The organism is Achromobacter deleyi (assembly GCF_902859705.1).
Lineage (GTDB): Bacteria > Pseudomonadota > Gammaproteobacteria > Burkholderiales > Burkholderiaceae_B > Achromobacter > Achromobacter deleyi.
The window spans coordinates 372,503-397,310 of record NZ_CADIJO010000002.1 but is presented as its reverse complement, the minus strand read 5'-3'; the positions used below and the strand labels follow the sequence as shown (position 1 = coordinate 397,310).

Genomic DNA, 24,808 nt, shown 5'->3' with positions numbered 1-24,808 from the left:
GTTACGCCGCCACCACGCCCATGGCCGGATCGCTGACCGTGTGCGCGCCGGTTTCCACGCGGCCGGCGAAACGGCGATAGAACGCCGGGTCGCTGGAACACGTGACGGCGAAGTCGTACCACTGCCCGCTGGCGGCCAGCGCCCAGTTCATCGACGCCTTGCCGCCGCCCTGCACCGACTGCGGCCAGGGGCCGTCCTGCCGGTACGCCACCGGCGTGATGGTGAAGGTGCAGGCCTTGCCGCCGGTGTTCAGCAGTTCGGTGTAGACCTCGCCATTGGCGATGTCGTAGCAGACGCGGATCTCGGGCAACGAACCGCTATCCGTGATGCGGTTGGTGTCGCCCTTGAAATGGCGCAGGTAGCCGTTGGGGCCCAGCACCCACAGGTCGTACATGCCCAGGTTGTCGGCCAGCACGTTCCAGGTGTCGTCCAGGGTCTTGCCCGGCTCGACCGCATAACGGCGCGGCAGGCGGTCCAGGTGGTAACGGTCGTACACGTGGAACACCGCGCCCTGCGTGCCGGTATTGGCGAACACCAGCTGCACCGTGCCGGCCGCGTCGCAGCGGGCGCTGGTGTGCAGTTCATACGGCAAGGCGCGTGACGGCCGCGTGCCGCTGGCCTGGATCGGCAGCTGCATGTCGGTGGGCAACGGCATCTGCGGCAGCGCTTCCTGCGCGGTACGCAACTGGTCCGCCGCGCTGCGGGTGGCGCGTCCGGCCAGGGTCGGCAGCGATTCCGTGTTGGGCGTCTTGAAATTGAAGGCGCTGGTCAGGTCGCCGCAGATGGCGCGGCGGAACGGACTGATGTTGGGCTCGGCCACACCGAAGCGCGCTTCCAGGAAGCGCAGCACCGAGGTGTGGTCGAACACTTGCGAATTGACCCAGCCGCCGCGGCTCCAGGGCGAAATCACGTACATCGGCACGCGCGGGCCCGGGCCGTACACGCGGCCGTCCCGGGCGGGCTGGCTGGTGCTGCCGGTGGGCGCGGGGTGGTTGAAGTATTCGAACGCCATGTCGGCCGAGGACAGCGTCGTCTTGCCCGCGAAGGCGCCGCCGCCTGCCGGCGCCGGGGCGGACGGCGACGGCACGTGGTCGAAGTAGCCGTCGTTCTCGTCGAAGTTGATCAGCAGCACCGTCTTGCTCCAGACCTCGGGCACGGCGGTCAGCGCGTCCAGCACCTCTTGCAGGAACCAGGCGCCCTGCACCGGGCTGGACGGGTCGGGGTGTTCGCAATAGATCGACGGCGCGTTCATCCAGCAGACCTGCGGCAGCCTGCCTTCGCGGATATCGCGCTTGAAGGCATCCAGATACTGCTCGGGCGCCGTGCCCGGCAGCGTGTTGGCAATGCCCTTGTAGAGCGGATTGGCCGCGTTGTCGGTGGCCGGATCGTAGGCCTTGTACGGCAGCGCCTGGCCGGTGTTGGCGTACGGCGAACCGGGCGAGCCGCCGCTGGACACCGGAAAGCCCGAGGCGATGTTGGCCTGGCGGAACTGGCGGAACGCACCCAGCATGTTGTCGCCCCATTCGTCGGGCATGTTCTGGTACGAGATCCAGCTGACGCCGGCCGCTTCCAGGCGCTCGGCGTAGGTCTTCCAGGTGTAGCCCTTGTTGACGCCGGCCGGCAGGCCGTCGATCCAGTCCCATTCGTTGTTGACGAAGGCGGTGTTGGTAGCCGTGGCGCCGTTGGTGCCGGTCAGGTGGAACGAGCGGTTGGCGTCGGTGCCGGTGTGCATCGCGCAGTGATAGGCGTCGCACAGCGTGAAGGCGTTGGCCAGCGCGAACTGGAACGGAATCTCGCGCTCTTTGAAGTAGCCCATCGAGATGTCGGTCTTGTACGTGGGCCACTTGGCCATGCGGCCGTGGTCCCAGGCGTTCTGGCTGTCGTTCCAGCTATGCGGCGTGCCGTTGGCGCGCTGCGCGTTGTTGGCGCTGCCATCCAGATGGAAAGGCGTCAGCACGGCGCCGTTGCTGCGCTGCTGCTGCCAGACCTTGCGGCCATTGGCCAGCGGAATGGTGATGCGGTCGCCAAAGCCGCGCACGCCCTTGAGCGTGCCGAAGTAGTGGTCGAACGAGCGATTCTCCTGCATCAGGATGATCACATGCTCGACGTCCTTGATGGTGCCGGTGGCGTTGTTGGCGGGGATGGCGAGCGCGCGGCGGATGCTGGGCGGAAAGGCGGCCAGGGCAGCGGCGGCAAAGCCCGCGCCCGTGGCGGTCTGCAGAAAATTGCGGCGGGTAGTCATCAGGTGTACTCGGGATCGTTGAGGACGGCGCAACCGCCGCTTACGGTGCGCAGCGCAGCTGGGGCGCGGGCTTGGGCTGTTCGGTCACCGGCGGCGTAGGCTGCGCGGGATCATCATCGGAGGAATCGTCACCGCCACAGGCGGTGAGCGTGGCGGCCGCGAGCAGGACCGCGGCAAGGCTTCTTGCAAGACGCTTGGAGGGCATGGGGAGGTTCTTCAGAAAGGGAGAGACCGACCTTGCCGGGCAGTACCGGCAAGACCCCAGCGAGTCTAGGAACGTGAAGTGACAGCGCCGTGAAAGGTGGCGTGTTCAAGCGGGCCGCGGCAGGTTTGCGCGGCCCTTTAGTGTGTCCAGATGCGTCAGCGCGCGGGTCGGCTGAAGCGCTGCTCGACCACCACGCCGCCCCATTGCGTGCCCTCGGCTTCGTCGGTCAGCACGAAGCCGGCGGACTCGTACAGGTGCCGCGCGGCGTCCAGTCCCTTGAAGGTCCACAGATACGTTTCGTCAACATCGAGCGTGTCGGCAAAACGCAGCGCGCGCGCCAGCAACGCACGCCCCACGCCCATGCCGCGCAGCGATTCGTCGACGATGAACCAGCGCAGGTGCGCGGTGCGCGCGGCCGGGTCGCTGTCGATGGCGATCGAGGCCAGCGTGCGGGTGCCGTCGGTGTAGCGCCACAGGTTCTTGCCGGGCGCGGGCAGCGCTTCGGCGAAGGCGGCCAGCCCCGTGGCCACCAGGCGTTCGAACACCACGCCGAAGCCGGCGGCCTGCGCGTAGTAGCGGGCATGCAGGCTGGCCACGTCGCCGATGCAGCCGGGCGCGTAGCCTTCCTGGATCTGCGCGTCGATGGCCTCGGCGGCCTGGGCGGCGCGGGTGTTGGGGTTCTCGCGGGCCAGCGCGTCGGCATACAGCGACAGGTAGCGGATCAGCGCTTCCTGGTCGTGCGGCGCCAGCTGGCGCAGCGCCTTGGACACCTGGTCGGTGGCGAACTGGTCGATGCGCTTGCGCAGCTCGACCCCGGCCGGGGTCAGCGACAGGCGCGAGGCGCGGGCGTCGCCGCTGTCGGTTTCGCGGCTGACCAGGCCGGCCGCTTCCAGCTTGGCCACCTGGCGGCTGGTGTTGGATTTGTCCAGCCGCAGGATCAGCGCCAGGTCGCGCGCCTGGATGCCGGGTTGCAGGCCGATCTCGATGATGGCGTGCACGGCGGACGGCGCCAGGTCGCTGTCGGCCAGCGACGCGCGCATGAAACCCAGCTCGCGCACCAGCTTGCGGGAGAATTCCCGCAGGTCGCGGATGGTCTGGTCACGGGATCGGGCGGGAAAGTCGATAACATCCATGATGGCGCGTCCTGAAGTTGCGGGTCGCAACCAATATACTTGCGTGTCGCAACCAAAACAAGCCCCCGGCCCATGAAAATTCAATTGCTGTCCGATCTGCACCTGGAGAACAACCCCACGTTTGTTGCGTCCCCCACCCCGGGGGCCGACCTGCTGGTGCTGGCGGGCGACATCGGTTCCTATCAGCAGCGGTCCAGGCTGACCACTGACGACTTCGGCCTGGGCACCTATTCGCCGCGCAACGGCTGGCCGACGCCGGTGGTCTATGTGCCGGGCAACCACGAATACGACAACCTGGATTTCGACGAGACCCATGACCGCCTGCAGGCGCTGTGCCATGCGCTGGACATCCAGTGGCTGGAACGCGAGACCCGGGTGATCGACGGCGTGCGGCTGGTGGGCACCACGCTCTGGACCGACTTCGACGCGCTGGCCGCCCCCGGCGACACGCTGACGCAGGCGCTGAACAAGCGCGGCAAGGCGTTTCGCGCGGCGGACTTCTACCTGGAAAAGGCGCAGATGCGGCGCCACGGCGCGCCCTTCATGGCCGAGCAGATGCGCGAGCAGGGCCTGGCCTGTCAGGCCTGGCTGGAAGACGCGCTGCGCACGCCCTTCGATGGCCCGACGCTGGCCATCACCCACTTCGCGCCGTCCCTGGCCAGCGCCGACCCGCGCTATGGCGTCACGCCCGGCACGGCGGGATTCTGCAATGCGTTGGATGCGCTCTTGCCGCTGACCGACGTGTGGATGCACGGCCACCTGCACTGCGCGCTGGACTACGTGAAGGACGGCTGCCGCGTCATCGCCAATCCGCTGGGCTATGCCAAGAAGGGCGAACAGGAAGGCTTCCTGCCGGACGCGTTGTGGGAGGTGCCGGCGCGCTGACGGATCAACCCATCAAGACGCCGCCTCCAGTTCGATCAGCACCTGCCGCGCGATCTCGTCCAGCGACCGCCGCTGGTCCATCGCGGCGCGCTGCAAGCGGTCGTGCGCGGCCTGCTCGCTGACGCCATAGCGGCTGACCAGCAGCCACTTGGCGCGTTCCACCCGCTTGCGCTCTTCCAGCGCGCCGCGCGCCAGCGCCAGCGCATCGTCCGATTGCCGCAGGCGCAGTGCCTGTTCGCGCATCAGGTCCAGGATGGACCGTTCCATTTCCTCGCCCACGCCGTCTTCGGGCGGCACGTCCAGGATGCGGCCTTGCAGCTTGAACAGCATGGCGGGCGCATCATCGCGCGCCTGATCGGCGAAGCGGTTCAGCAGCAGGCGATGGTTGTCGAGTTCGGCGCGCGTCTCGACGATACGCCGGTGGCATTGCAGCGTCAGCGCTTCAGCCAGCAGGCTTTCCACCGCGCGCATGGCGTCGATGCGTTCGGTGCAGACGCCGAACCACACCTCGGCCAGGCCCGCGTCCACGCGGGCGGCGTCCGACGTGCGCAGCACCATGTCGCGCAGGCGCTGTACCTGGCCGGCGCCGGGCGCCAGTTGTTCCCAGGCCGCCAGGGCATCGGGTGCGGCGCATTGCGCAAAGCCGTCGAAACAGCGCTTTTGCAGGTCGGCGAGTTCCAGCAGGCGGGCCTTTTGCGGCTCGGTGAAAAAGCCCGCGGTGTAGCCCATGACGCCGTGCGCCCTTTCCTGGCCGCACAGTTCCTTGCCCTGCATGAAGTTCAGCAGCGCCACCAGCAACTGCGTCACGCCCGCGTCCAGCGACGAATCGGCGGCCTCGAAAACCAGCGCGAACAGGCTGGCGATCAACTTCGTGAAGGCCGCGCCGGCTTCCTCGGCCACCACCCGCCGGTCGCGGATGCGGCCGCGCAGGCGCGGCAGTTCGTCCAGGCGATACAGCGCATAGGCCACGCAATTCAGCAGCCGTGCCTTGCCGGCGCTGCGCGTCACGTCGGGTTCGAGCCGGTCGAGAAAGCGGCGCACCTCTTCTTCGACGGCAGAGGCGTCCGAACTCAACCCTGCCAGCGTCTGGCGCAGCGTATCCTGGCCCCCGCACAGATACAGGTTGGAGCAGCCGCGTTCCTTTTGCAGCACGTGCGCCAGCTTGCTGACGCGCGTGGCCAGCTCACAGGTGCTGGCCAGCGTTTCCAGCCCGTGCAGTTCGCTGCGGCGGGCGGCAAGCAGAAAGCGCAGCGTGGGGGGCATGGCGTAGGAACCCATCGTTTCATGCCGCCGCAGGCGGCGCGACTTCCACCGCGTCGCCGTTGAAGCGCGCCGGCCAGGCGCGCAGCGACTGGTCGGGGTATTCCACGCAGGCCCCGTCGCGCAGGCGAAAGTGCTGCTTGTACAGCGGCGAGGCCACCACCAGTTCGCCGCCCAGGTGGCCCACGATGCCGCGGCCGATCACGTTGGCGCCGGACTTCGGGTCGCGGTTGTCGATGGCGTACAGGGTCGGGCCATCGGCATCGGGCAGGTAGAACACGGCCACCTGGCAGCCATCGACCAGCGCCACGACGCCGGACTGGGCAACCAGGTCGCGGCGCGTGCAGGCGGGTTTCCATGCGGCGTCGTCAAGGGTCGGCACCGCGGACGTGTCAAGGGTCGGCACAGCCGCGCGGACAGCGGTTTGCGGGGGCATCAGGCGATCTCCTCGTTGATGGGAATGACGCGTGGACGCTCGGCGGCGTCCAGCGCCATGGGCGCGGGGCGCGGCTGGCCGCGCTCCTGCACGAAGCGGATATCGGGATCGCCCCCCGCGCGGTTGACGAAGGTGCGAAAGCGCTTGAGCTTTTCCGGGTCGGACAGCGCGTTGGCCCATTCGCATTCGTAGCGGTCCACCACGGCCTGCATCTGCGCTTCGAGTTCGGCGCCCAGGCCCAGGCTGTCGTCGATGACGACCGCTTTCAGGTAGTCCAGCCCGCCTTCGAGCGACTCGCGCCACACCGAGGTGCGTTGCAGCTTGTCGGCGGTGCGGATGTAGAACATCAGCAGGCGGTCGATGTAGCGGATCAGGGTGGCGTCGTCCAGGTCCTGCGCGAACAGTTCGGCGTGGCGCGGACGCATGCCGCCGTTGCCGCACACGTACAGGTTCCAGCCGTTCTCGGTGGCGATGACGCCGATGTCCTTGCTTTGCGCCTCGGCGCATTCGCGGGTGCAGCCGGACACCGCGAACTTGAGCTTGTGCGGTGCGCGCAGGCCCTTGTAGCGGTCTTCGATGCGCAGCGCCATGGCCACGCTGTCCTGCACGCCGTAGCGGCACCAGGTACTGCCCACGCACGACTTCACGGTGCGAGTCGACTTGCCGTAGGCGTGGCCGGTTTCGAAGCCGGCGGCGATCAGCTCGGCCCAGATGTCGGGCAGCTCGTGCAGCTGCGCGCCGAACAGGTCGATGCGCTGGCCGCCGGTGATCTTGGTGTACAGCTGGTACTTCTTGGCCACGGCGCCGATGGCGATCAGGCCGTCAGGCGTGACCTCGCCGCCCGGGATGCGCGGCACCACGGAATAGGTGCCGTTCTTCTGCATGTTGGCCATGAAGGTATCGTTGGTGTCCTGCAGCGGCACCAGATGCGGGTCCTGGATCGGCCGGTTCCAGCACGAGGCCAGGATCGACGCTACCGTCGGCTTGCACAGGTCGCAGCCGACGTGGCCACGGCCGTGGCGCGCCAGCAGTTCCTCGAACGACTCGATGCCCTGCACCCGCACGATGGCGTACAGCTCCTGGCGGGTATGGGCGAAGTGTTCGCACAGGCTCTTGTCCACCGCCACGCCGCGACGCGCAAGCTCGTGCTCCACCACTTGCTTGAGCAAGGCCGAGCAGCCGCCACAACCGGTAGCCGCCTTGGTGCAGGCCTTGACGCCGCCCAGGTCCGAACAGCCGGCATCCAGCGCGTCGCAGATTGCGCCCTTGCTGACGTTGTGGCACGAACAGACGGTGGCGGCCAGGGGCAACGCATCCACGCCCAGCGCGGGCGCGCCCTGGCCCAGGGGCAGGATCAGGCTGGCCGGGTCCTTGGGCGGGGCGATGCCGTTCTGTGCGTACTGCAGCAGCGTGTCGTAGTAGCTGTTGTCGCCCACCAGCACGGCGCCCAGCACGCGCTTGCCGTCTTCGGACACCACCAGGCGGCGGTACGACGCGCCGGCCTCGTCGATATAACGGTAGCTGCGCGCACCCGGCGTCACGCCGTGCGCGTCGCCGATCGAGCCCACGTCCACGCCCAGCAGCTTGAGCTTGGTGGACATGTCGGCGCCCTGGAAGGCCGCGGCATCGTCGCCGCACAGGTCCGCCGCCGCGGTGCGCGCCATCTGGTAGCCCGGCGCCACCAGGCCGAAGATGGCGCCGTTCACGGCCGCGCATTCGCCGATGGCGTAGATGTGCGGGTCGCTGCTGCGGCATTGGCCGTCCACCGCGATGCCGCCGCGTTCGGCCACCGCCAGGCCCGCGTGGCGCGCCAGCGCATCCTGCGGCCGGATGCCGGCCGAAAACACGATCAGATCCGTTTCCAGCGGCGCGCCTTCGGCAAAACGCATGCGATAGCGGTACTGCGTGCCGTCCTTGATTTCCTGGGTGGCGCGCGACAGGTGCACGCCCACGCCCAGCGCTTCGATGCGCGCCTTGAGCGCCGCGCCGCCGGCTTCATCCAGCTGCACCGGCATCAGGCGCGGCGCGAATTCCACCACGTGCGCCTCCAGCCCCAGCGACTTCAGCGCGTTGGCCGCTTCCAGCCCCAGCAGGCCGCCGCCCACCACCACGCCACGGCGCGCGCCATCGGCCGCCTCGCGGATGCGGTCCAGGTCGTCCAGCGTGCGGTAGACCAGCTTTGAGGCGCCCTCGGCGCCCGCGATCGGCGGCACGAAGGGGTACGAGCCCGTGGCCAGCACCAGCTTGTCGTAGTGAAGGCTGCCATCTGCCGTGACCACCTGGCGCTGCTGGCGGTCGATGCGCAGCACCGACGTGCCCAGGCGCAGCGTCAGGCCCGGCTGTTCGTAGAAGGCAGCCTCGCCCATCGCCATGGATTCGGCATCGCGTCCGCCGATGTATTCCGACAGATGCACGCGGTCGTAGGCGCGGCGGGTCTCTTCGCCGAACACCACGATGCGCCAGCGTGCGAGCGCGCCGCGTTCCACCAGCTGCTCGACGCAGTGGTGGCCGACCATGCCGTTGCCGATGACGATCAGGGTCTGCATGGAATTCGAGGAAGTCGCTGTGCTCATGGTGTGTCGGCTGCCGTTTGGGTTTTGAAAAGACAAACGGCGCCCAGGACTGGAGGGTCCGGGCGCCGTTGCCTGCACTGCATGCGTTGTCTGGCCGGACTCGGGCCCGGTATGGGTTTCAAAGCAATAAGCGTGCCATCGGCACGGCGCCCGCTTGGGTCCCTCTGCGTCGCTGCGCGCGCCGCTGCCCGCACCGCTGCGCACGCCCCCAAAAAGGTGCGCTCACGCACCATCGCGGTGCAGCCGCGCACCGCCCTGCGCGCAGCGCGCCCGGGCCTCCAGGCGAAACCCCACTGGCATGGAACTTGCATCGAATGCCGTATCGACCCGGCAACGCCGGGCACCAGGGCAATGGCGCCCTGCCCGTCCGGCCCCGCGGCCGCACCGGCAGGGCGCTTTTTTTTTGGAAGCGAGCATGAGCGGCAACCCGCGCACCGTGGATACCGTCTGCCCCTATTGCGGCGTGGGCTGCGGCATGACCTTGCACGTCGAGGGCGAACAGGTGGTGAAGATCACCGGCCACCGCGAGCATCCCAGCAATGCCGGCCGCCTGTGCACCAAAGGCGCGTCGGCTCACGTGGCACTGCGCCAGTCGGGACGGCTGGAACACGCCTATGCGCGATGGCAACGCGGCCAGGACCCGGTGCCGCGCCCCTTGCGCGAGACCGTGCAGGACACCGCCCGGCGGCTGCGCACCGTCATCGATACCCATGGCCCGGACGCGGTGTCGCTGTATGTGTCGGGGCAGATGTCGATCGAAGCGCAGTACCTGGCCAACAAGCTGGCCAAGGGGTTCATCGGCACCAACAATATCGAATCGAATTCGCGTCTGTGCATGGCCAGCGCCGGCAGCGGCTACAAGCTGTCATTGGGTGCGGACGGGCCGCCGGGCGCGTATCAGGACATCGACCGCGCCGACCTGTTCCTGGTCATCGGCGCCAACATGGCCGACTGCCATCCCATCCTGTACCTGCGCATGATGGACCGCGTGAAGGCCGGCGCGCGCCTGATCGTGGTGGACCCGCGCCGCACCGCCACGGCCGAGAAGGCCGGGCTGCACCTGGCCATCCGCCCCGGCACCGACCTGGCCCTGCTCAATGGCCTGCTGCACCTGCTGCACCAGGCAGGCCAGACCGACGCCGCCTTCATCGCCGCGCATACCGACGGCTGGGACGCCATGCCCGCCTTCCTGGCGGACTATGCCCCCGAGCGGGTCGAGGCCATCACCGGCCTGCCCGCGGCGCAACTGCGCCAGGCGGCCGAATGGATCGGCGCGGCGCGGGAATGGATGAGCTGCTGGACCATGGGCCTGAACCAGAGCACCCACGGCACCTGGAACACCAACGCGCTGTGCAACCTGCACCTGGCCACCGGCGCGATCTGCCGTCCGGGCAGCGGCCCGTTTTCGCTGACCGGCCAGCCCAATGCCATGGGCGGACGCGAAATGGGCTACATGGGGCCGGGCCTGCCGGGCCAGCGCACCTTGCTGTCCGCCGACGACCGCGCCTTTGTCGAACAGCGCTGGGGCGTGCCGGCCGGCACGCTGCACACGCGCCTGGGCAAAGGCACCATCGATCTGTTCCAGCGCATGGCGCAGGGCGAGATCAAGGCCTGCTGGATCATCTGCACCAACCCGGTCGCCAGCGTCGCCAACCGCCAGACCGTGGTGGCGGGCCTGCGCGCAGCCGAACTGGTGATCACGCAGGACGCCTACCTCGACACCGAGACCAACCGCTACGCCGACGTCCTGCTGCCCGGCGCGCTGTGGGCCGAGGCCGACGGCGTGATGATCAATTCCGAACGCACCCTGACGCTGATGCCGCAGGCGGTGCCGCCCCCGGGCGATGCCCTGCCCGACTGGCGCCTCATTGCCGACATCGCCTGCGAGATGGGCTACGGCCACGCCTTCACCTATGCCAGCGCGGCCGAAGTGTTCGAGGAAATCACCGGCTTCTTCAACCCCGCCACCGGCTACGACCTGCGCGGCGCCAGCCATGCGCGGCTGCGCGACACCCCGCTGCAATGGCCCTGTGCGCGCCCCGAAGGCCCCGCGCGCAACCCGATCCGCTACCTGAACGATGGCGTCAGCCAGACGCTGCGTGACGACGCGGACGGCACCCGCCCGCGCCTGGCGTTCGCCACCGCCAACGGCCGGGCGCAGTTCTTCGCGCGGCCGCACGTCGACCCGGCCGAACTGCCCGATGCCGAGTACCCCTTGATGCTGAACACCGGGCGCGTGCAGCATCAGTGGCACACGCTGACCAAGACGGGCAAGGTGCCGATGCTGAACAAGCTCAATCCCGGGCCCTTCATCGAAATTCACCCCGACGACGCCCAGGCCCTGGGCATCGGCGCGGGCGACAGCGTCGAGGTGCGTTCCCGCCGTGGCCGCGCGGTGCTGCCGGCCACGATCACCGACCGGGTGCAGCCAGGGCAGTGCTTTGCCCCCATGCACTGGAACGACGTGTACGGCGACGACCTGTGCATCAACGCGGTGACTCACGACGCCATCGACCCGGTGTCGCAACAGCCCGAGCTGAAATGCTGTGCGGTGGCGCTGTGCCGGGTGGGGGCCGCCAAGCCCAAGGCCGTGGCGCGGAGCGATGCGGCCGACGCCGCCTTGGCCGACACCGAGGCGTTGGCCGTCGGTGCCGTCCACATCGTCGGCCCGCGTCCCCGTGTGACGCTGCTATGGGCCTCGCAGACCGGCAACGCCGAAGCCTTGGTGGAACAGCATGCCAATGCCCTGGTCGAGGCCGGCTTTCAGTTGCGCACGGCCTGCATGGCCGATGTGACGACGGACGCACTGACGCGCAACCCCTACCTGCTGCTGATCAGCAGCACCTTCGGCGATGGCGACGCGCCGGACAACGGGCAGGACCTGTGGCGCGCGCTTTCAAGCGCCGATGCGCCGTCGCTGGCATCGGTGCGTTACGCGGTGCTGGCGCTGGGCGACAGCAACTACGCCGCGTTCTGCGGCCACGGCCGCAAGCTGGATGCACGGCTGCAAGCGCTGGGCGCACAGCCACTGCTGGCGCGGGTCGATTGCGATACGGATTTCCAGGCGCCGGCCGAGGCCTGGCTGGCCGACGTGGTGACCGCCATACGCGCAGCAGAGGGCAGCCAGCCTGCGCATCCCGTGCTACCCGACGCCATGGCCGACGCGTTGGCGGCCGAGGATGACTGGCCCTCTGCCGCCGCGCCGGGCAACGCCGAGCCGTCATCGTCGGCCCCCTCCAAAACCCGCCCCGCCCTGGCCCGCCTGGTCCAGAACCTGCGCCTGAACACCCCCGGCGGCGCCAAGGACACGCGCGCCTTCGCGCTGGATATCGGCGCGACCGGCCTGGCCTACGAGGCCGGCGACGCGCTGGGCGTGTGGCCCGAAAACTGCCCGGAACTGGTGCTGGAGCTGCTGGCGCAGACCCGCCTGCCGCCCGACACCCTGGTGACGGTGCCGGGCGTTGGCGACATGCCGCTGGCCCAGGCCTGGGCCCAGCATTACGAGATTGCGCGGCCCGCGCCCGCTGCGCTGGCGTTGATCGCCGAGCGCACCCGCGACCCGGGCCTGCGGCAGTTGCTGGACGCGGCGCATCGCGCGGACCTGCAGCAATGGCTCTGGGGCAAGCAGCTGGCCGACGTGCTGCATGCCTACCCGGCAATGCTGTCCGCCCACGAATGGCTGGGTGTGCTCAAGCGCCTGCAGCCGCGGCTGTATTCCATTTCGTCCAGCCCCAAGGCGCATCCCGGGCAAGTCCACCTGACCGTCTCGGCGGTGCGCTACGACAACGGCCGGCGCACCCGCAAGGGGGTGTCGTCCACCTTCCTGGCCGACCGCGCAGGCAACGTGGATGTGCCCGTCTTCGTGCAGCCCACGCGTCACTTCCGCCCGCCGCAGGGCAGCGATACGCCGATGATCATGGTGGGCCCGGGCACGGGCGTCGCGCCGTTTCGCGCATTTCTGCAAGAGCGCCAGGCGCGTGGCGACCGGGGCCGCAACTGGCTGTTCTTCGGCGAGCAGCATGCGGCCAGCGATTTCTACTACCGCGAGGAATTGCAGACGTTGCAGGGCCAGGGCCTGCTCACCCGGCTGGACCTGGCATTCTCACGCGACCAGGCCGCCAAGGTCTACGTGCAGGACCGCATGCGCGAACATGGCGCGCAGTTGTGGGCCTGGTTGGACGCGGGCGCACACTTCTACGTGTGCGGCGATGCCAGCCGCATGGCCAAGGACGTGGACGCCGCGCTGCGGCAGGTGGTGGCGGAACAAGGCGGCCTGGACGCCGATGCCGCCGCGGCCTATGTGGCGCAGATGGCGACGGACAAACGGTACGTGCGGGACGTCTACTGACGCGCGCCGTGGGGATCCAGCGGATCGACGGGATCAACGGCTTCGTGTGACGCCTCGGCCGTGCGCCCTGCACCCAGCCCCATCCCCACGCCCATGCCGGCCGCGGCCCCGCCACCGGCCCCTGCGCCGCCGCCCTTGCCGCCCCCGCGCGCCTCGCCGCGGGCATTGCCTTCGCTTTTGCCGCGCGTGCCTGCGGGCCGGGTCGGACCTTGCCGGGGAATCTCAAGCCCCACCGGCACGGGTTCCAGATCCAGCACGCCCCGGATGAAGTCGCGCAGCGAAATCACCAGTTCGGCCGTCTGGATGCTGCGTCCGGCCGTCAGGTCCGACGCGGCGCGCGCCGCCAGCCGCACCTGTTCTTCGGTGCCCAGCAGGATGATGTCGGACAGCGCGGCCTCGACCGCGTCGCGCACGCGTCTGCGGCGCTCGCCGCCAGGCAGATCGCCGCCCGAGAGGTCGGCCCCGGGCGCGTCGATCCCGTCAGGATCGGCATCCAGGTCCGCCTGCGCCACGGGCGCGCCGCGGCGCAGGTCGCGCAGATGGGTCGGGTCCACCGCCAGGTTGCCGGTGAACGAGCCGCCCAGCGTCTTGTAGGCCGCGATCAACGTGCGCAGGCGCTCGTTGATCTGGCGGTTCTCGCGTTCGCGGCGCTGCTGGATGGTCTGCATGACCAGCAGGCGGATCCCCACCCCGATCAGGGTGATGACCGCCAGCCCCAACAGGGTGGACAGCACGGCTTGCCAGGAACTGAAGTCGAGATTGCGCATGCGTGTCCTTGTTCCCGCACGGCGGGATCAGGGCGCCGGATTCGGGTGGCGCACGTGGATCTGGTCAATGGCCTTGAGCACGTCGGCGGACAGTTCCACGTCGACGCTGTCGATATTTTCCTTCAATTGATCCAGGTTGGTGGCGCCGATCAGGTTGCTGGTGACGAACGGGCGCTGGTTGACCCAGGCCAGGGCCAGGTGCGTGGGCGACACGCCGTGCTGGCGCGCCAGTTCGACGTATTCGCGGGTGGCGGCCTCGGCCTGCGGGTTGCTGTAGCGCGTAAAGCGCGTGTACAGCGTCAGGCGCGCATTGGCCGGACGGGCGCCGTCCAGGTACTTGCCGCACAGCATGCCCATCGCCAGCGGCGAATAGGCCAACAGGCCCACGCCTTCGTGGTGGGTGAATTCGGACAGGCCGATTTCATACACGCGGTTGAGCAGGCTGTAGGCGTTTTGAATGGACGCGATGCGCGGCAGGCCCAGGTTGTCGGATGCCTTCAGGAATTGCGACACGCCCCACGGCGTTTCGTTGGACACGCCCACGTGGCGCACCTTGCCGGCGCGCACGAAATCCTGCAGGACAGACAGGGTTTCTTCGATCGGCACGGTGTGGTCGTCCTTGACCCACGGGTACGACAGCTGGCCGAAGGTAGCGGTGGTGCGGTCGGGCCAATGCAGCTGGTACAGGTCCAGGTAGTCCGTCTGCAGGCGCTTCAGGCTGGCGTCCAGCGCTTCGGTCAGGTTCTTGCGGTCCAGGAAGGTCTTGCCGTCGCGGATGTGGCCGGGGCGCTTGGGGTCGCGCACCGGGCCGGCCACCTTGCTGGCCAGCACGATGTCCTGGCGGCGCTTGCTGCGCGCCAGCCAGGTGCCGATATAGGTTTCGGTCAGGCCCTGGGTTTCGGGCTTGGGCGGCACGGGATACATCTCGGCCACGTCGACCAGGTTGATGCCGCGCTCCAGCGCGTAGTCCAGCTGCTGGTGGGCTTCGGCCTCGGTATTCTGCTCGCCCCAGGTCATGGTGCCCAGGCCGATCAGGCTGACGTCCAGGTCGGTACGGCCGAGTTTGCGGTATTTCAAGTTCTGCTCCGTGCGGTGTCACTGAAGGGGAACGGTTACCTTACCGCAACTCGGTTGGCGTTTTGCTGACGGCGGCCGGCCGTTGGGCCATCCCGTGGACGGCCGCAGCGCCAGGCATGGGGCGCGCCCTGCCTTACGCGATGGCGTCGCGCACCCAGGCGATCACGTCGCCGTGGCGCGGCGCCCAGCCCAGTTCGCGGCGCGCCTTGCCCGACCGGACCCGGCTGTTGGACCCCAGTGCGTAGGCGCCCAGGTCCTGCCCCCAGTACGCCACCGCCTGAACGGGGTCCCACGCCTGGGCCGGCCCCAGCTTCAGGGCCTGGGCAATGGCGCCCACCAGGTCGACAAAGGCCGTTTCGCCGTTCTCGACAAAATAGAAGCTGCCCGCTGGCGCCTGGGCCAGCGCCAGGTGATACAGCTCGGCCACGTCCGCAATGTGCACGTTGGACCAGCGGTTCAGGCCCCGGCCCACGTGGCGCGCGATACCGCTTTCGCGGGCCTGCGCCACCAGCGGCGGAATCTGCACGCTCTGCGCGCGCGGCGCATCGGTGGACCCGTAGATCAGGCTGTGGCACAGCACCACGCTGCGCACGCCGGGCGCGGCGCCCAGGATCAGGTCGTTGATGGCAATGCGCGCCACCTTGCCGGGCACCGGTTCGACCGGCGTGGTTTCGTCGAACACCGCGTCCCCCGGCTCGCCCAGCGCATCGTCGCTGACCAGGCTGCTGCCGCTGGTGTGGATGAACGCCTTGCCGCTGCCGGCCAGTCCGGCCAGCAGCGCTTCGACCGCGCCGCGGTGGTCGCTGCTGGCCGCGTTGATGACGGCGTCGGCGGCCTGCGCTTCGGCCTTGAGCAGTGCGGCGTCGTCCAGCGTGCCCAGCACGGGTTCGATGCCGAATCGGCGCAGTTCGTCCGCACGGTCCGGGTTGCGGATCAGGCCGCGGACCTGATGGCCGGCGCGGGCCATCGAGGCCGCGACGGCGCCGCCGATGAAACCGCTGGCGCCTGTGATGAATAGCTTCATGATGCGTTGCTCCTTGCGTGCCGCGTCCGGGGCCAGGCCCGCGGACGCGGGGGTTCGATCGTGGCGGATATCAATCCCAGGCGGCGGCCAGGCCGTCGGGGCTGACTTCGCGGCCGTTGCGATCCAGCGCGGCGATCTGCGCCATGTCGTCCTCGGTCAGGCGCAGGTCGCGGGCCAGCAGGTTGCTGGCCAGGTTGTCGCGCTTGGTCGACGACGGAATCACGGCAAAGCCGCGCTGCAACGCCCAGGCCAGGGCCACCTGGGCCGGCGTGGCGTTGTGGCGCTGCGCGATCTGGCCGATCACCGGGTCCTTGAGCACCTTGCCGTAGGCCAGGGTCATGTACGAGGTAATGTGGATGCCCTGCTCCTGCAGGAAGCTCACCAGCGTGGGGCTTTGCAGGTACGGGCTCAGTTCGATCTGGTTGGTGGCGATGGCGTCCTTGCCCACCGCGGCGATGGCCTCGCGGGTTTCGGCGATGGGGAAGTTTGAAATGCCGATCTGGCGCGTCAGGCCCTGTTCGCGGGCGTCGGCCAGCGCGGCCATGAATTCGGCCACGGGCACGCCGTTGCCGGGCGCGGGCCAATGGATCAGGGTCAGGTCGACGTAGTCGGTGCGCAGCTTGGCCAGGCTTTCCTTCAGGCTGGGCACCAGTTTCGCGCGGCTATAGTTGGGCACCCAGATCTTGGTGGTCAGGAACAGGTCGCCGCGGGCCACGCCGCTGGCCTCGATGGCCTGGCCGACCTCGGCTTCGTTTTCATAGATCTGGGCGGTATCGACGGCGCGGTAGCCCACGTCCAGCGCGTTGCGCACCGAATCGATGACGACCTGGCCCTGCAGGCGGAAGGTACCCACGCCAAAAGACGGAATGCTCATGTAAAAACTCCGGATAAGTGTTGGAATGGGTTCAGTGTGCCTGCGCGATACTTGCGGAATAAGCCCTGTATCGGCGAAATACTTTTGATATAACGTCAAATATGAAGACGACACTCGACGAAATGCAGGTCTTTATCGCCATCGTGGACAGCGGCTCGATCACCGCCGCCGCCGATGCGCTGCAGCAGACCATTTCCGCCACCAGCCGCACCATGAGCCGCCTGGAGGAAAAGCTGCAGACCACGCTGATGCGCCGCACCACCCGCCGGCTGGAACTGACCGAAGAGGGCCGCGCCTACCTGGAGCAGGCCAGGAAGATCATCGCCGCCGTCGAGGAAACCGAAGAACTGATGACCGCGCGCCGCAACCAGCCGGCCGGCCGCCTGCGCGTCGATGCGGCCTCGCCCTTCATGCTGCACGTCATCGTGCCGCTGGTGCCGGGCTACCGTGCGCGCTATCCCAAGGTCGAACTGGAACTGAACAGCAACGAAGGCAACATCGACCTGCTCGAACGCCGTACCGACCTGGCGCTGCGCATCGGCAGCCTGAAGGATTCGTCGCTGCACGCGGTGCCCATCGGCCGCAGCCGCGTGCGGGTGCTGGCCGGCCCCGCCTACCTGGCCGCGCACGGTACGCCCAAGCGCATCGACGACCTGCAGGCCCACACGCTGCTGGGCTTCTCGCAGCTGGAAGCACTGAACCAATGGCCCCTGGCCGACAGCACCGGCGAACCCTTGCACATCCAGCCCGCCATCCGCTCGCACAGCGGCGAAACCCTGCGGCAACTGGCGCTGCACGGCGCCGGCATCGTCTGCCTGTCCGACTTCATGACTCGCGCCGACCGCCAGTCAGGCGCCTTGCAGCAGCTGTTTGCGCGCCAGACGCTGGACGTGCGCCAGCCGATCAACGCGGTCTACTACCGCAACACCGCGATCTCGTCGCGCATCAAGTCGTTCATCGATTACCTGACCGAAACCCTGGGCCCGCGCGGCTTTGATGAGTAGGCGGTGCGGCACAATGGCCGCTTGAACCCGCAACACCGCGCAACACCATGACGGGGGCGTCTCAGAAAACGAAAAAAATCGTACCCTAAGCTGGTTGCAGTCGGTGACCACGGCCAGCGGCAATTCGCTGGCCTACTTGAGGCTGACGGATTTCTCGGGCGACACCGAGTATTCCTCGAGGTCCTTGAACTGCCGGGAGCCTCGCACCCAAATGTCGCCAGAGCGCAGCGCGTTCCTCAGTTCTGACAATGCGCGCAGCTCGTAATAGCGCCGCTCCATGCCGGTGTCGGTCATCACCAGCTTCTGCCTGCGCGACTTGATGAAGTCGGTCGGCGCGTCGGCGGACACCTCGCGAGAATTGGGCTTATTAGGCACCACGAAAGCAACGCTATTCGCGCGCGTCAGTCTTCGGCTGTGAGAGTTTGAGCGAACATCATCGCGTTGCCATCCGGGTCGTAGAACGTGATGAGCTTGACCATCCCTGGAACGTGCTGTATATCACCGTCCTGCTTGACCCCATGTGCATCAAGATGCGCCTTGGCTTCATCGATGTCCTTGACTCCCCAGACATTAGTGGCACCACCACCGACGGCTACTTTCTCATTCTGGGACAAGCCGAGGGTGACGCCAGGAACGCCAGTTGACAGTTCGGCCCAGCCAATCTCGTCGACCCGATTCAACAAGCTGAAGCCGAGAACATCGCAGTACCAGGAGAGTGACGCATTCATGTCGGTTACGCCCATTGATGCTGTAAGTTCGGGAAGGTAAGCAAGGGTCATCAATTTCTCCAGTGGCTCAAGTGGTCCATAATGTATAGTTAATAGCCAATGCAGTCAACACTATCGCTTGACGATCTCATCGCCCTGGGCCGAAGCCGTTGGGCAGTACCGTTGCTTGCCGATCTTGCCCCACGGCGCGGCGCTCGTTTCGTCGAGCTTCGACATAGGCTGGGATTGCCACGCGATAGTCTGGTCCGGGCGCTTGACGGCGCAACCGCCGCCGGGTGGTTGATGCGCAACCCCGGGCATGGCCATCCGCTGCGTCCCGAGTACGTGCTGACAGCCGAAGGCACGCGTCTCGCAGGACGGGCTGCAAGTCTCTTGGTCGTGCAGAATCAACTCGGGCTGTCGCCAGGCGCTCTCACACGCTGGGGGCTACCTCTGGTTTGCGCCATTGGACTAGGCCATGTTCGATTCAACGCACTCGCCAAAGCACTAGTGATCGCCACGCCGCGGGCGATCTCGCAAGGACTGCAAGCACTTGCGGTCAACGGCTTGGTTGAACGCGAAGCTCTCAGCCTTCAACCTCAGTCCAGCCTGTACCACCTTACGAGAAGCGGCATCCTTCTGGCCGAGGCCTTCTAGACTGTCCCCGCCAGAAGGATGTCTCGCATGAGAATGCTACGCTGCCTTGCAATCCAGCAGTGCAGCCGACTCCTGATATTCGGTGTAATCGTCTTCTGCAAATTTCTGATACGCCCCTATGAAGAACAGCTCCAAAGGCGGACTCGTCTATTCCACCGACGGCGGCCGGATGTGCCCGGATTGCCGGCGCCCGCTTGCCGATTGTCAATGCCAGGCGCCAGCGCGCCCTGCCCCGGCCCCCGGCGGCGTGCGCGTCATGCGGGAAACCAAGGGCCGCGGCGGCAAGGCCGTGACCGTGGTGAAAGGCCTGCCGCTGGACGCCGATGCGCTCGCCGCGCTGGGCAAGCAATTGCGCACCGCCTGCGGCTCGGGCGGCACCGTCAAGGACGGCATCATCGAAGTCCAGGGCGACCACTGCGACCGCATCCTGGACGCACTCAACAAACTGGGCCACCGCGCCAAACGCGCCGGAGGCTGACACCATGACCCTGAACCCCGAACTCGTCGACAGCTGGCACGCCCACGTCTATTTCAACGCCGACAGCCGCGACGCGGCCTGGGCCCTGCGCGAACAGGTCATCGCGCACTTCGGCGACACGGTCGACATGGGCCGCTTCCATGAACGCCCGGTCGGCCCGCATCCGCTATGGAGCTACCAGATCGCGTTCGCGCCGCCCGCGCTGCATCAGGTGATGACGTGGCTGACGCTGAACCACGGCGCGCTGGACGTGTTCCTGCACCCCAACACCGGCCAGTCACTGCGCGACCACCGCGACTGCGCCGTGTGGATCGGGCATAGCCATGTGTTGAACCTGGCCGCGCTGGGCGGCTAGGCTGCGTCGATCGCTCATCACCACAGCGATCCCATCTCGCCCGCGTCGTCGTCCGAACTGTCTGCGCTGGCTTGGGCCTGCACAGACAGCCGCTGCCGCTCGGTCTCTGCGGTCCTGGCCGTGGTCACCTGACCATGCAGCTCGCGGACCCGCTCGGCCGTCAGAACAACCACCCTTTCCTGCTCATCATCGCGCTTGTACTGGTCGATACGCTTTTGGGCGCCCGTGAAATCCTTGCCGGCAATCAGTGTCTGGATATCCAGATCCAGTTTTTCGAAGAAGCGGCCCCGCAACGCGTCCGACGCGGTATCCACCCGATTCTCGGGCCGCGCCAACAGGGCTTCCAGCGCGATACGCGCCTGGGCAAGATCGTCGGCATCCAGCGAGTGCTGAACCAGGTTCCGCTGCACGCCCAGGAGACGGGTCGCGGCTGGCTCAGGCAGCGCGTCCTCCAGGAACAGACCGCTGCCGCGCAAGGCCTTGGCCAGCGTCAACGCCGCCGCGTCATGCGCCGTGCCTTCCCCCACCGTCAAGATCTGCGCGTCGTCAACGCTCAACAGCCGATCGGCGCCTTGGCTATCCAGGCGCACTTTCTCCAGCAGAGCAGTGAAAAATGCATCATTCTTCTCGAACAGCGTGGCCATCTGTTCGGGCGACGCGTCCATCGCCTGCGCCAGCCGGCCCGCCATGTCCAACGTCACCAGAATGTCGCGCACGGCGACCAGGCCCGCTTCCGGTTCCAGCCCCAAGGTCAGGCGCAGCTTGGCATTTTCCACGCCGACAATGTCGGAAATATTCAAATGGGGAAAGCCAAAACTGGGCCGGTCACCGCAAGGCAGATCGTTGGCCACGGCCAGCTTCTGAAACCGTAACATCACCGCCTTCAGGCATTTGTCACGCGCCAATGCAGGATAGCCAGCGCTGATCGGCGAACGGATGTCCAGGAACATCGCATTCGGGTCAGAACTGGGCGCCAGCTGCAGCATGGCGCTGCCCGTCAGCGTGGTTTCGTTGCCCAGCGCGATCAGCGCGCGCGGCAGGCGGGCCGGATTGAGCGGTCCGGTCAGGCTTCGGTTGGCGTTGGCGATTGCTTGCCGATAGCTGTCCAGTTCAACCCGGGCATGGGTCTCCAGATGCAGCATGCCTTGCAACGTGGTTCGCGATGGTTCGAAGAACGCCTCGCGCGTGCCGCCGTTGTATCGCTCGAAATGGGCAGGGTTGTTATACGTCGCCATCAGGCCTGCATTCAGATGGTCCATGCCGCCCATGTCGAACTTCTGGCCGCTGCGGAACAGCACGACATTCAACCGCCCGCTGTCGATATGTTCCTTCACCGCCATCAGGAACCCGGTGATGTCCGATTGGTTCGACAGATTCATCGTCGTATCGATGGCGATGGTGCACGGCGAGGCCAGCACCGGCGGAGCGCTCGCCAACAGCGCCTGGACCTGCTTGGCGACATTCTCCGGTGCGTAGCGATTGTCGTCCGTGGTGACGTTGTGGTGAAACTCGGCCACGAACAGATCCAGCGGCGCGCCGCCGGCGAGCTGGTCCTGCAACGCCAACACGCCGTGCCCGGCGTCGCGCCCGTCGAACGCAAACTGCCGGTAGCGCGCGATTTCCCCGACGGCATAGGCGGACTCTTCGTAGTAGCTGCGACGCTGCATCAGGACATTCAAGGCCGCGCTGCCCTTTTGCGCCTGCACACCGCTCAGCACCATGCTCAGCGCATTCATGCCGCCGTTGGCGATGGCGTACCTGGGCGCGATGCCGGGAACGTCCGGCCGAGGCCCGGCCAGCGTCGGCAGCCCAAGATCAAGCGCCGCCCGATCGTACGGCCGCAAGAGGGTCAGCGCCGTCGTGATTTCCTCATTGACCAGATGCATGTGATCCAGGAACCGGACCTGCGAATCCTGCGCGGCCAGTGCATTTTCCAGATGCCCCACGATGCGGTTGCAGAGGTATTCCAGCACAGGCCGGCCGGGCGCGTCGAACGCCGCTTGCGGCAACGCCTGCAGCTGCTTGAGCATGATGCCGCCCAGTTGGTGGATATAGGGGCGACCGACATGGTGCGGCTCGTAATGGCGCACGCCGTCGCCCTCCGACGGCACGAGGCTGCCTGCCAGCGGATGGCGGGGTGCCGCCCCGGCCACCACGTCCCCGAACCGTCTGACCACCGCATCGTTGCACAACGCCCCGAATGAGCCGAACGGATGCAGGCGGGACACGGTAGCCGGCACCGTCACCTCGTTCGCGCGGGCCTGGGTCAACGTCTTGCCGGACATCCATTCGTGTATGCGTGCGGGCGACGCCGAGCGCGACCAGTTTTCCAGGATCTGCTGCGGACCGGCATTCATGCCACGGCCGCTCATCAAGCCGGTCATGCCTTCGAAGGCCACTACCCGGTTCAAGGATGCAGACGCGCTCAGCGTCGCCAACGTCAGGACCGGCTGCGCCCCGACCATCGTCATGTCGATCAGCCCGACCGTCGTCTCCAGGCGGGCGAGCAATGCCTGCACCCGCTTCGACGCGTTGGGCGCACTGCCGGCAAATATCTCCAGCTGTCCGCGCAGGGCGGCGCTCAACTCGTCCTGCACCCGCTTCAAGGCTGTCGCGTAGGGTTCGCTGCCGTCATGGCGGACCAGATTGCTGATATCGATCAGGGCCGTGCCGCCTTCCGGATCCATCAACCATTTGATCGCTGCGGTACACACGGTCGCCACGTCCACCGAATCCGGCGACAACACCGTATGCCCCGGGCCCAACGCGTCGAACTTCAGCTTGGCGACTTCGAAGGCATCGCGCGACGAGACCGGATAGGCTGTCGCCACGTTGCCGCCCGTTGCCTGAACCCGCGCTTCGTGTTGTTCCGGGCGCGTATACGTGCGATGAAAGCCCAGCAGCAGGTCGAGTTCGGCGCGGAATCTATCTGCGATCTGCCCGCCCGTGCGGTGATACACATGGCGTTGCGTCAGTGGCGTGGTCTGCAGCTCGGTCAGCGAAGTGTCCGGCGTCGCGTACTTGTACAGGTATCCGACCGAACGCTGCCGCAACGCGGACTGCAGTTCCGCCTGGTCGCCATGTCGGGAATCCAGACCGTCGGCAAACTGGTTGAGCATCACGAAGTTGGTGTACCAGTCGTGGTGCTCGTCGTCGACCTGTCGCAGCAGACCGCGAAAAAACGCCGCCGGACTGCCCACGCCCTCGTGGTCCGACCTGAGCGCCTCGGTCAACGCAGTCCAGCCCTCGATCGTAACGCCGTTGTCGGCATCCGCTCGGAGAGCCAGTTCCACCTGCCGCGGCAACCGCTCGACCTCACCCACGGTGGGCTGCGAGCGCAAAGCCACCACCCGATCGACCGCACGCGCCAGCGTGAATGCCGAGGGCGGCAACGCCAGCGCGTCCACGGCGCCGCGCACCTGCTCCGCCAATTGTTCAAGCGGCGCGGGCAGGTCTGCGCGCCGTTCCAATTCGGTGCGGATCTGACCGCGTACGGCGTCCCCGTCGAGCAGCAGCCGATGGGCATCGGTCAAGGCCAGCCGGACCTGCGCATAGGTTTCGGTGGTCAGTGGCGTGGCCAGCGAGTCCAGGGCTCGCCATGCGTCCATCGCGGCCAGGCCGTCATACTCGGCCATGACGGCCGCCAGAAAAGCGTTCTTGAGATTGCGGTTGTCCTGCTCGGTCAGGGTGCTCGCCTGGTCGCCCGGCCGCAGCGCCACGCCGCCATTGCCGTCCAGCACGAAAACGCCGCTACCGCCGCTGCCCGCCGTTTGGAAGTTGCCCAGATTGATCGTCATGCCGCACCTCGAAGCAGTCCCGGATGCCGGTTCCGGGCGGTTGGCCCGAGGTCAGACGAAAAGGAAAGACCCCGGGGGCAAAGCGCGATCGGCAGGTTCGGCGGATTGTGAAAGCGCGTCCCTGGCCCGCAATGCGTGGCGATGGAACCCGTCCAGGTAGTCGAGCCAATCCCTGCTGAGTAACCGGTTCAGGTCGAAAGTTCCAGCCAGGATCAGTTCGCCGCTGAGCGCTTCGATGGAGAAATGCGGGCCGCTCGTCGGCATGCGCGCATTGACGGTGGCCAGATCCCCGCCGATACGGTCAAACGCGGCCACGTCGCCGCCGATCCGGCAGATGGCCATGAGCGTGTCCGTCCAGGCGCCATGCCGCAGCTGGATATCCAGGTCGTCCAGCCGCAACAGCAGGCGTTGCGGCGCCCATTCATGCAGCCGCTCGGCGCCATGGCGGTCGGCCAGGGCGTCGATGGCCTGCTGGTACGGCGTCAGGTCTACATCGGGCCGCGGCGTCGCCGTGGCCGCGACGCCCGGTCGCCAAGGCGGCGCTTCAGGCGCCTGCAACGCCGCGGCGCCGTCCGCAGCGATGGCGCCGAAGTGCGCCAGCCATTGCGCATAGCGCGCCGCCTCGTAACGGTGAGCCGGCAAGCGCAGGCTCAACACCCATTGGTCGGTCGCCGGTTCGTGGGACACCGCCGGAATCCATTCCGGGCAGGGATAGCCCAGGGTCAGCAGCGTGCGCCAGAAATGTGTCGGCGGCCTCGAGGGCGCGCGCCCCAGAGCGCTGAAGAACAACATGCTGTCGCTGCGTTCCACATAAGCCGCATGTACCGGCCAGCCCGCGGGGCGGCACAAGGCGCTGCCATCGGCATCCCATTGCACCGGCTCGGGCGACGCCTGGGCGTATTCCTTCAGGCAATCATCATGGTTGGATCTGGGCATGGCGGTTCCTGGCAGGCGCCAACGGAGCGATAGCCGGCCAAAATAATGCA

Annotated in this window: 18 protein-coding genes and 1 pseudogene; 6 read left to right on the top strand and 13 right to left on the bottom strand. The window is 67.5% G+C overall.

Annotation, left to right across the window (positions count from 1 at the left end; translation table 11 throughout):
• Position 1: 1 nt before the first annotated feature.
• Positions 2 to 2,242 (bottom strand): phosphocholine-specific phospholipase C, encoded by a 2,241-nt coding sequence (locus tag HV798_RS04250; protein ID WP_175191227.1) that lies wholly within the window; start codon positions 2,240 to 2,242, stop codon positions 2 to 4.
• Between the two features lie 360 nt (positions 2,243 to 2,602).
• Positions 2,603 to 3,580, bottom strand: a complete 978-nt coding sequence (locus tag HV798_RS04245) for a helix-turn-helix domain-containing GNAT family N-acetyltransferase (protein WP_175191228.1) — start codon at positions 3,578 to 3,580, stop codon at positions 2,603 to 2,605.
• Positions 3,581 to 3,652: 72 nt separating this feature from the next.
• Here HV798_RS04245 and HV798_RS04240 point away from each other — a divergent pair, with 72 nt between their 5' ends.
• Positions 3,653 to 4,465 carry a metallophosphoesterase gene (locus HV798_RS04240; protein WP_175191229.1) on the top strand — a complete coding sequence of 271 codons (813 nt, stop codon included), beginning with the start codon at positions 3,653 to 3,655 and terminating at the stop codon, positions 4,463 to 4,465.
• A gap of 12 nt (positions 4,466 to 4,477) precedes the next feature.
• Here the strand turns inward: HV798_RS04240 and HV798_RS04235 are convergent, their stop codons facing one another.
• From HV798_RS04235 to nirB, 3 genes are read right to left on the bottom strand one after another with little or no spacing between them, the layout of a single operon-like run.
• Positions 4,478 to 5,743: a nitrate- and nitrite sensing domain-containing protein gene (locus HV798_RS04235; RefSeq protein ID WP_175191230.1), complete on the bottom strand. Its 1,266-nt coding sequence runs from the start codon at positions 5,741 to 5,743 to the stop codon at positions 4,478 to 4,480.
• 4 nt (positions 5,744 to 5,747) lie between these two features.
• Positions 5,748 to 6,161 (bottom strand): nitrite reductase small subunit NirD, encoded by a 414-nt coding sequence (gene nirD, locus HV798_RS04230; protein WP_175191231.1) that lies wholly within the window; start codon positions 6,159 to 6,161, stop codon positions 5,748 to 5,750.
• Positions 6,161 to 8,734, bottom strand: a complete 2,574-nt coding sequence (nirB, locus tag HV798_RS04225; protein WP_175191232.1) for a nitrite reductase large subunit NirB — start codon at positions 8,732 to 8,734, stop codon at positions 6,161 to 6,163. The genes nirD and nirB overlap by 1 nt, the downstream gene beginning before the upstream one ends.
• Positions 8,735 to 9,149: 415 nt before the next feature.
• Between nirB and HV798_RS04220 the strand changes: the two genes are divergently transcribed.
• Positions 9,150 to 13,082, top strand: a complete 3,933-nt coding sequence (locus HV798_RS04220) for a bifunctional nitrate reductase/sulfite reductase flavoprotein subunit alpha (RefSeq protein ID WP_175191233.1) — start codon at positions 9,150 to 9,152, stop codon at positions 13,080 to 13,082.
• On the opposite strand, the gene HV798_RS04215 is transcribed toward HV798_RS04220, so the two are convergent.
• From HV798_RS04215 to dkgB, 4 genes are all read right to left on the bottom strand, one after another.
• On the bottom strand, positions 13,076 to 13,849 hold the full coding sequence (locus tag HV798_RS04215) for a hypothetical protein (RefSeq protein ID WP_217481144.1): 774 nt from the start codon (positions 13,847 to 13,849) through the stop codon (positions 13,076 to 13,078). The two genes, HV798_RS04220 and HV798_RS04215, sit on opposite strands and share 7 nt — an antisense overlap.
• A gap of 27 nt (positions 13,850 to 13,876) precedes the next feature.
• Positions 13,877 to 14,926: an NADP(H)-dependent aldo-keto reductase gene (locus HV798_RS04210; protein WP_175191234.1), complete on the bottom strand. Its 1,050-nt coding sequence runs from the start codon at positions 14,924 to 14,926 to the stop codon at positions 13,877 to 13,879.
• Positions 14,927 to 15,059: 133 nt separating this feature from the next.
• Positions 15,060 to 15,950, bottom strand: coding sequence for an NAD-dependent epimerase/dehydratase family protein (locus HV798_RS04205; protein ID WP_175191235.1), 891 nt, complete (start codon positions 15,948 to 15,950; stop codon positions 15,060 to 15,062).
• Between the two features lie 70 nt (positions 15,951 to 16,020).
• The gene (dkgB, locus tag HV798_RS04200) at positions 16,021 to 16,824 is read right to left on the bottom strand and encodes a 2,5-didehydrogluconate reductase DkgB (RefSeq protein WP_175191236.1); all 804 of its coding nucleotides are present in this window, start codon (positions 16,822 to 16,824) and stop codon (positions 16,021 to 16,023) included.
• Between the two features lie 101 nt (positions 16,825 to 16,925).
• Between dkgB and HV798_RS04195 the strand changes: the two genes are divergently transcribed.
• Positions 16,926 to 17,828 (top strand): LysR family transcriptional regulator, encoded by a 903-nt coding sequence (locus tag HV798_RS04195; RefSeq protein ID WP_175191237.1) that lies wholly within the window; start codon positions 16,926 to 16,928, stop codon positions 17,826 to 17,828.
• 135 nt (positions 17,829 to 17,963) lie between these two features.
• Here HV798_RS04195 and HV798_RS04190 read toward each other — a convergent pair.
• Both HV798_RS04190 and HV798_RS04185 read right to left on the bottom strand, forming a co-directional pair.
• Positions 17,964 to 18,197, bottom strand: a pseudogene (locus HV798_RS04190) (hypothetical protein); the annotation flags it as partial.
• A 32-nt stretch (positions 18,198 to 18,229) separates the two neighbouring features.
• Positions 18,230 to 18,607, bottom strand: coding sequence for a VOC family protein (locus tag HV798_RS04185; RefSeq protein ID WP_175191238.1), 378 nt, complete (start codon positions 18,605 to 18,607; stop codon positions 18,230 to 18,232).
• 48 nt (positions 18,608 to 18,655) lie between these two features.
• On the opposite strand from HV798_RS04185, the gene HV798_RS31915 reads away from it, so the two are divergent.
• The 3 genes from HV798_RS31915 (at position 18,656) to HV798_RS04170 (ending at position 20,025) form a co-directional block, all read left to right on the top strand.
• On the top strand, positions 18,656 to 19,192 hold the full coding sequence (locus HV798_RS31915; protein ID WP_175191239.1) for a winged helix-turn-helix transcriptional regulator: 537 nt from the start codon (positions 18,656 to 18,658) through the stop codon (positions 19,190 to 19,192).
• 118 nt (positions 19,193 to 19,310) lie between these two features.
• Positions 19,311 to 19,670 carry a translation initiation factor Sui1 gene (locus HV798_RS04175; RefSeq protein ID WP_175191240.1) on the top strand — a complete coding sequence of 120 codons (360 nt, stop codon included), beginning with the start codon at positions 19,311 to 19,313 and terminating at the stop codon, positions 19,668 to 19,670.
• A gap of 4 nt (positions 19,671 to 19,674) precedes the next feature.
• Positions 19,675 to 20,025 carry a DOPA 4,5-dioxygenase family protein gene (locus tag HV798_RS04170; RefSeq protein ID WP_175191241.1) on the top strand — a complete coding sequence of 117 codons (351 nt, stop codon included), beginning with the start codon at positions 19,675 to 19,677 and terminating at the stop codon, positions 20,023 to 20,025.
• Positions 20,026 to 20,042: 17 nt separating this feature from the next.
• On the opposite strand, the gene HV798_RS04165 is transcribed toward HV798_RS04170, so the two are convergent.
• Positions 20,043 to 23,822: a hypothetical protein gene (locus HV798_RS04165; protein ID WP_175191242.1), complete on the bottom strand. Its 3,780-nt coding sequence runs from the start codon at positions 23,820 to 23,822 to the stop codon at positions 20,043 to 20,045.
• Between the two features lie 51 nt (positions 23,823 to 23,873).
• The gene (locus tag HV798_RS04160) at positions 23,874 to 24,758 is read right to left on the bottom strand and encodes a type III secretion system chaperone (RefSeq protein ID WP_175191243.1); all 885 of its coding nucleotides are present in this window, start codon (positions 24,756 to 24,758) and stop codon (positions 23,874 to 23,876) included.
• Between the last annotated feature and the right edge of the window lie 50 nt (positions 24,759 to 24,808).

Bases quoted from the DNA above. Each gene is read 5' to 3' on its own strand.
- HV798_RS04195 (WP_175191237.1), top strand. From the start codon at position 16,926: ATGAAGACGACACTCGACGAAATGCAGGTCTTTATCGCCATCGTGGAC.
- HV798_RS04205 (WP_175191235.1), bottom strand. From the start codon at position 15,950: ATGAAGCTATTCATCACAGGCGCCAGCGGTTTCATCGGCGGCGCCGTC.
- nirB (WP_175191232.1), bottom strand. From the start codon at position 8,734: ATGAGCACAGCGACTTCCTCGAATTCCATGCAGACCCTGATCGTCATC.
- HV798_RS04215 (WP_217481144.1), bottom strand. From the start codon at position 13,849: ATGCGCAATCTCGACTTCAGTTCCTGGCAAGCCGTGCTGTCCACCCTG.
- HV798_RS31915 (WP_175191239.1), top strand. From the start codon at position 18,656: ATGCAGTCAACACTATCGCTTGACGATCTCATCGCCCTGGGCCGAAGC.
- dkgB (WP_175191236.1), bottom strand. From the start codon at position 16,824: ATGAGCATTCCGTCTTTTGGCGTGGGTACCTTCCGCCTGCAGGGCCAG.
- HV798_RS04250 (WP_175191227.1), bottom strand. From the start codon at position 2,242: ATGACTACCCGCCGCAATTTTCTGCAGACCGCCACGGGCGCGGGCTTT.
- HV798_RS04240 (WP_175191229.1), top strand. From the start codon at position 3,653: ATGAAAATTCAATTGCTGTCCGATCTGCACCTGGAGAACAACCCCACG.
- nirD (WP_175191231.1), bottom strand. From the start codon at position 6,161: ATGCCCCCGCAAACCGCTGTCCGCGCGGCTGTGCCGACCCTTGACACG.
- HV798_RS04245 (WP_175191228.1), bottom strand. From the start codon at position 3,580: ATGGATGTTATCGACTTTCCCGCCCGATCCCGTGACCAGACCATCCGC.
- HV798_RS04235 (WP_175191230.1), bottom strand. From the start codon at position 5,743: ATGGGTTCCTACGCCATGCCCCCCACGCTGCGCTTTCTGCTTGCCGCC.
- HV798_RS04170 (WP_175191241.1), top strand. From the start codon at position 19,675: ATGACCCTGAACCCCGAACTCGTCGACAGCTGGCACGCCCACGTCTAT.
- HV798_RS04160 (WP_175191243.1), bottom strand. From the start codon at position 24,758: ATGCCCAGATCCAACCATGATGATTGCCTGAAGGAATACGCCCAGGCG.
- HV798_RS04165 (WP_175191242.1), bottom strand. From the start codon at position 23,822: ATGACGATCAATCTGGGCAACTTCCAAACGGCGGGCAGCGGCGGTAGC.
- HV798_RS04185 (WP_175191238.1), bottom strand. From the start codon at position 18,607: ATGACCCTTGCTTACCTTCCCGAACTTACAGCATCAATGGGCGTAACC.
- HV798_RS04220 (WP_175191233.1), top strand. From the start codon at position 9,150: ATGAGCGGCAACCCGCGCACCGTGGATACCGTCTGCCCCTATTGCGGC.
- HV798_RS04175 (WP_175191240.1), top strand. From the start codon at position 19,311: ATGAAGAACAGCTCCAAAGGCGGACTCGTCTATTCCACCGACGGCGGC.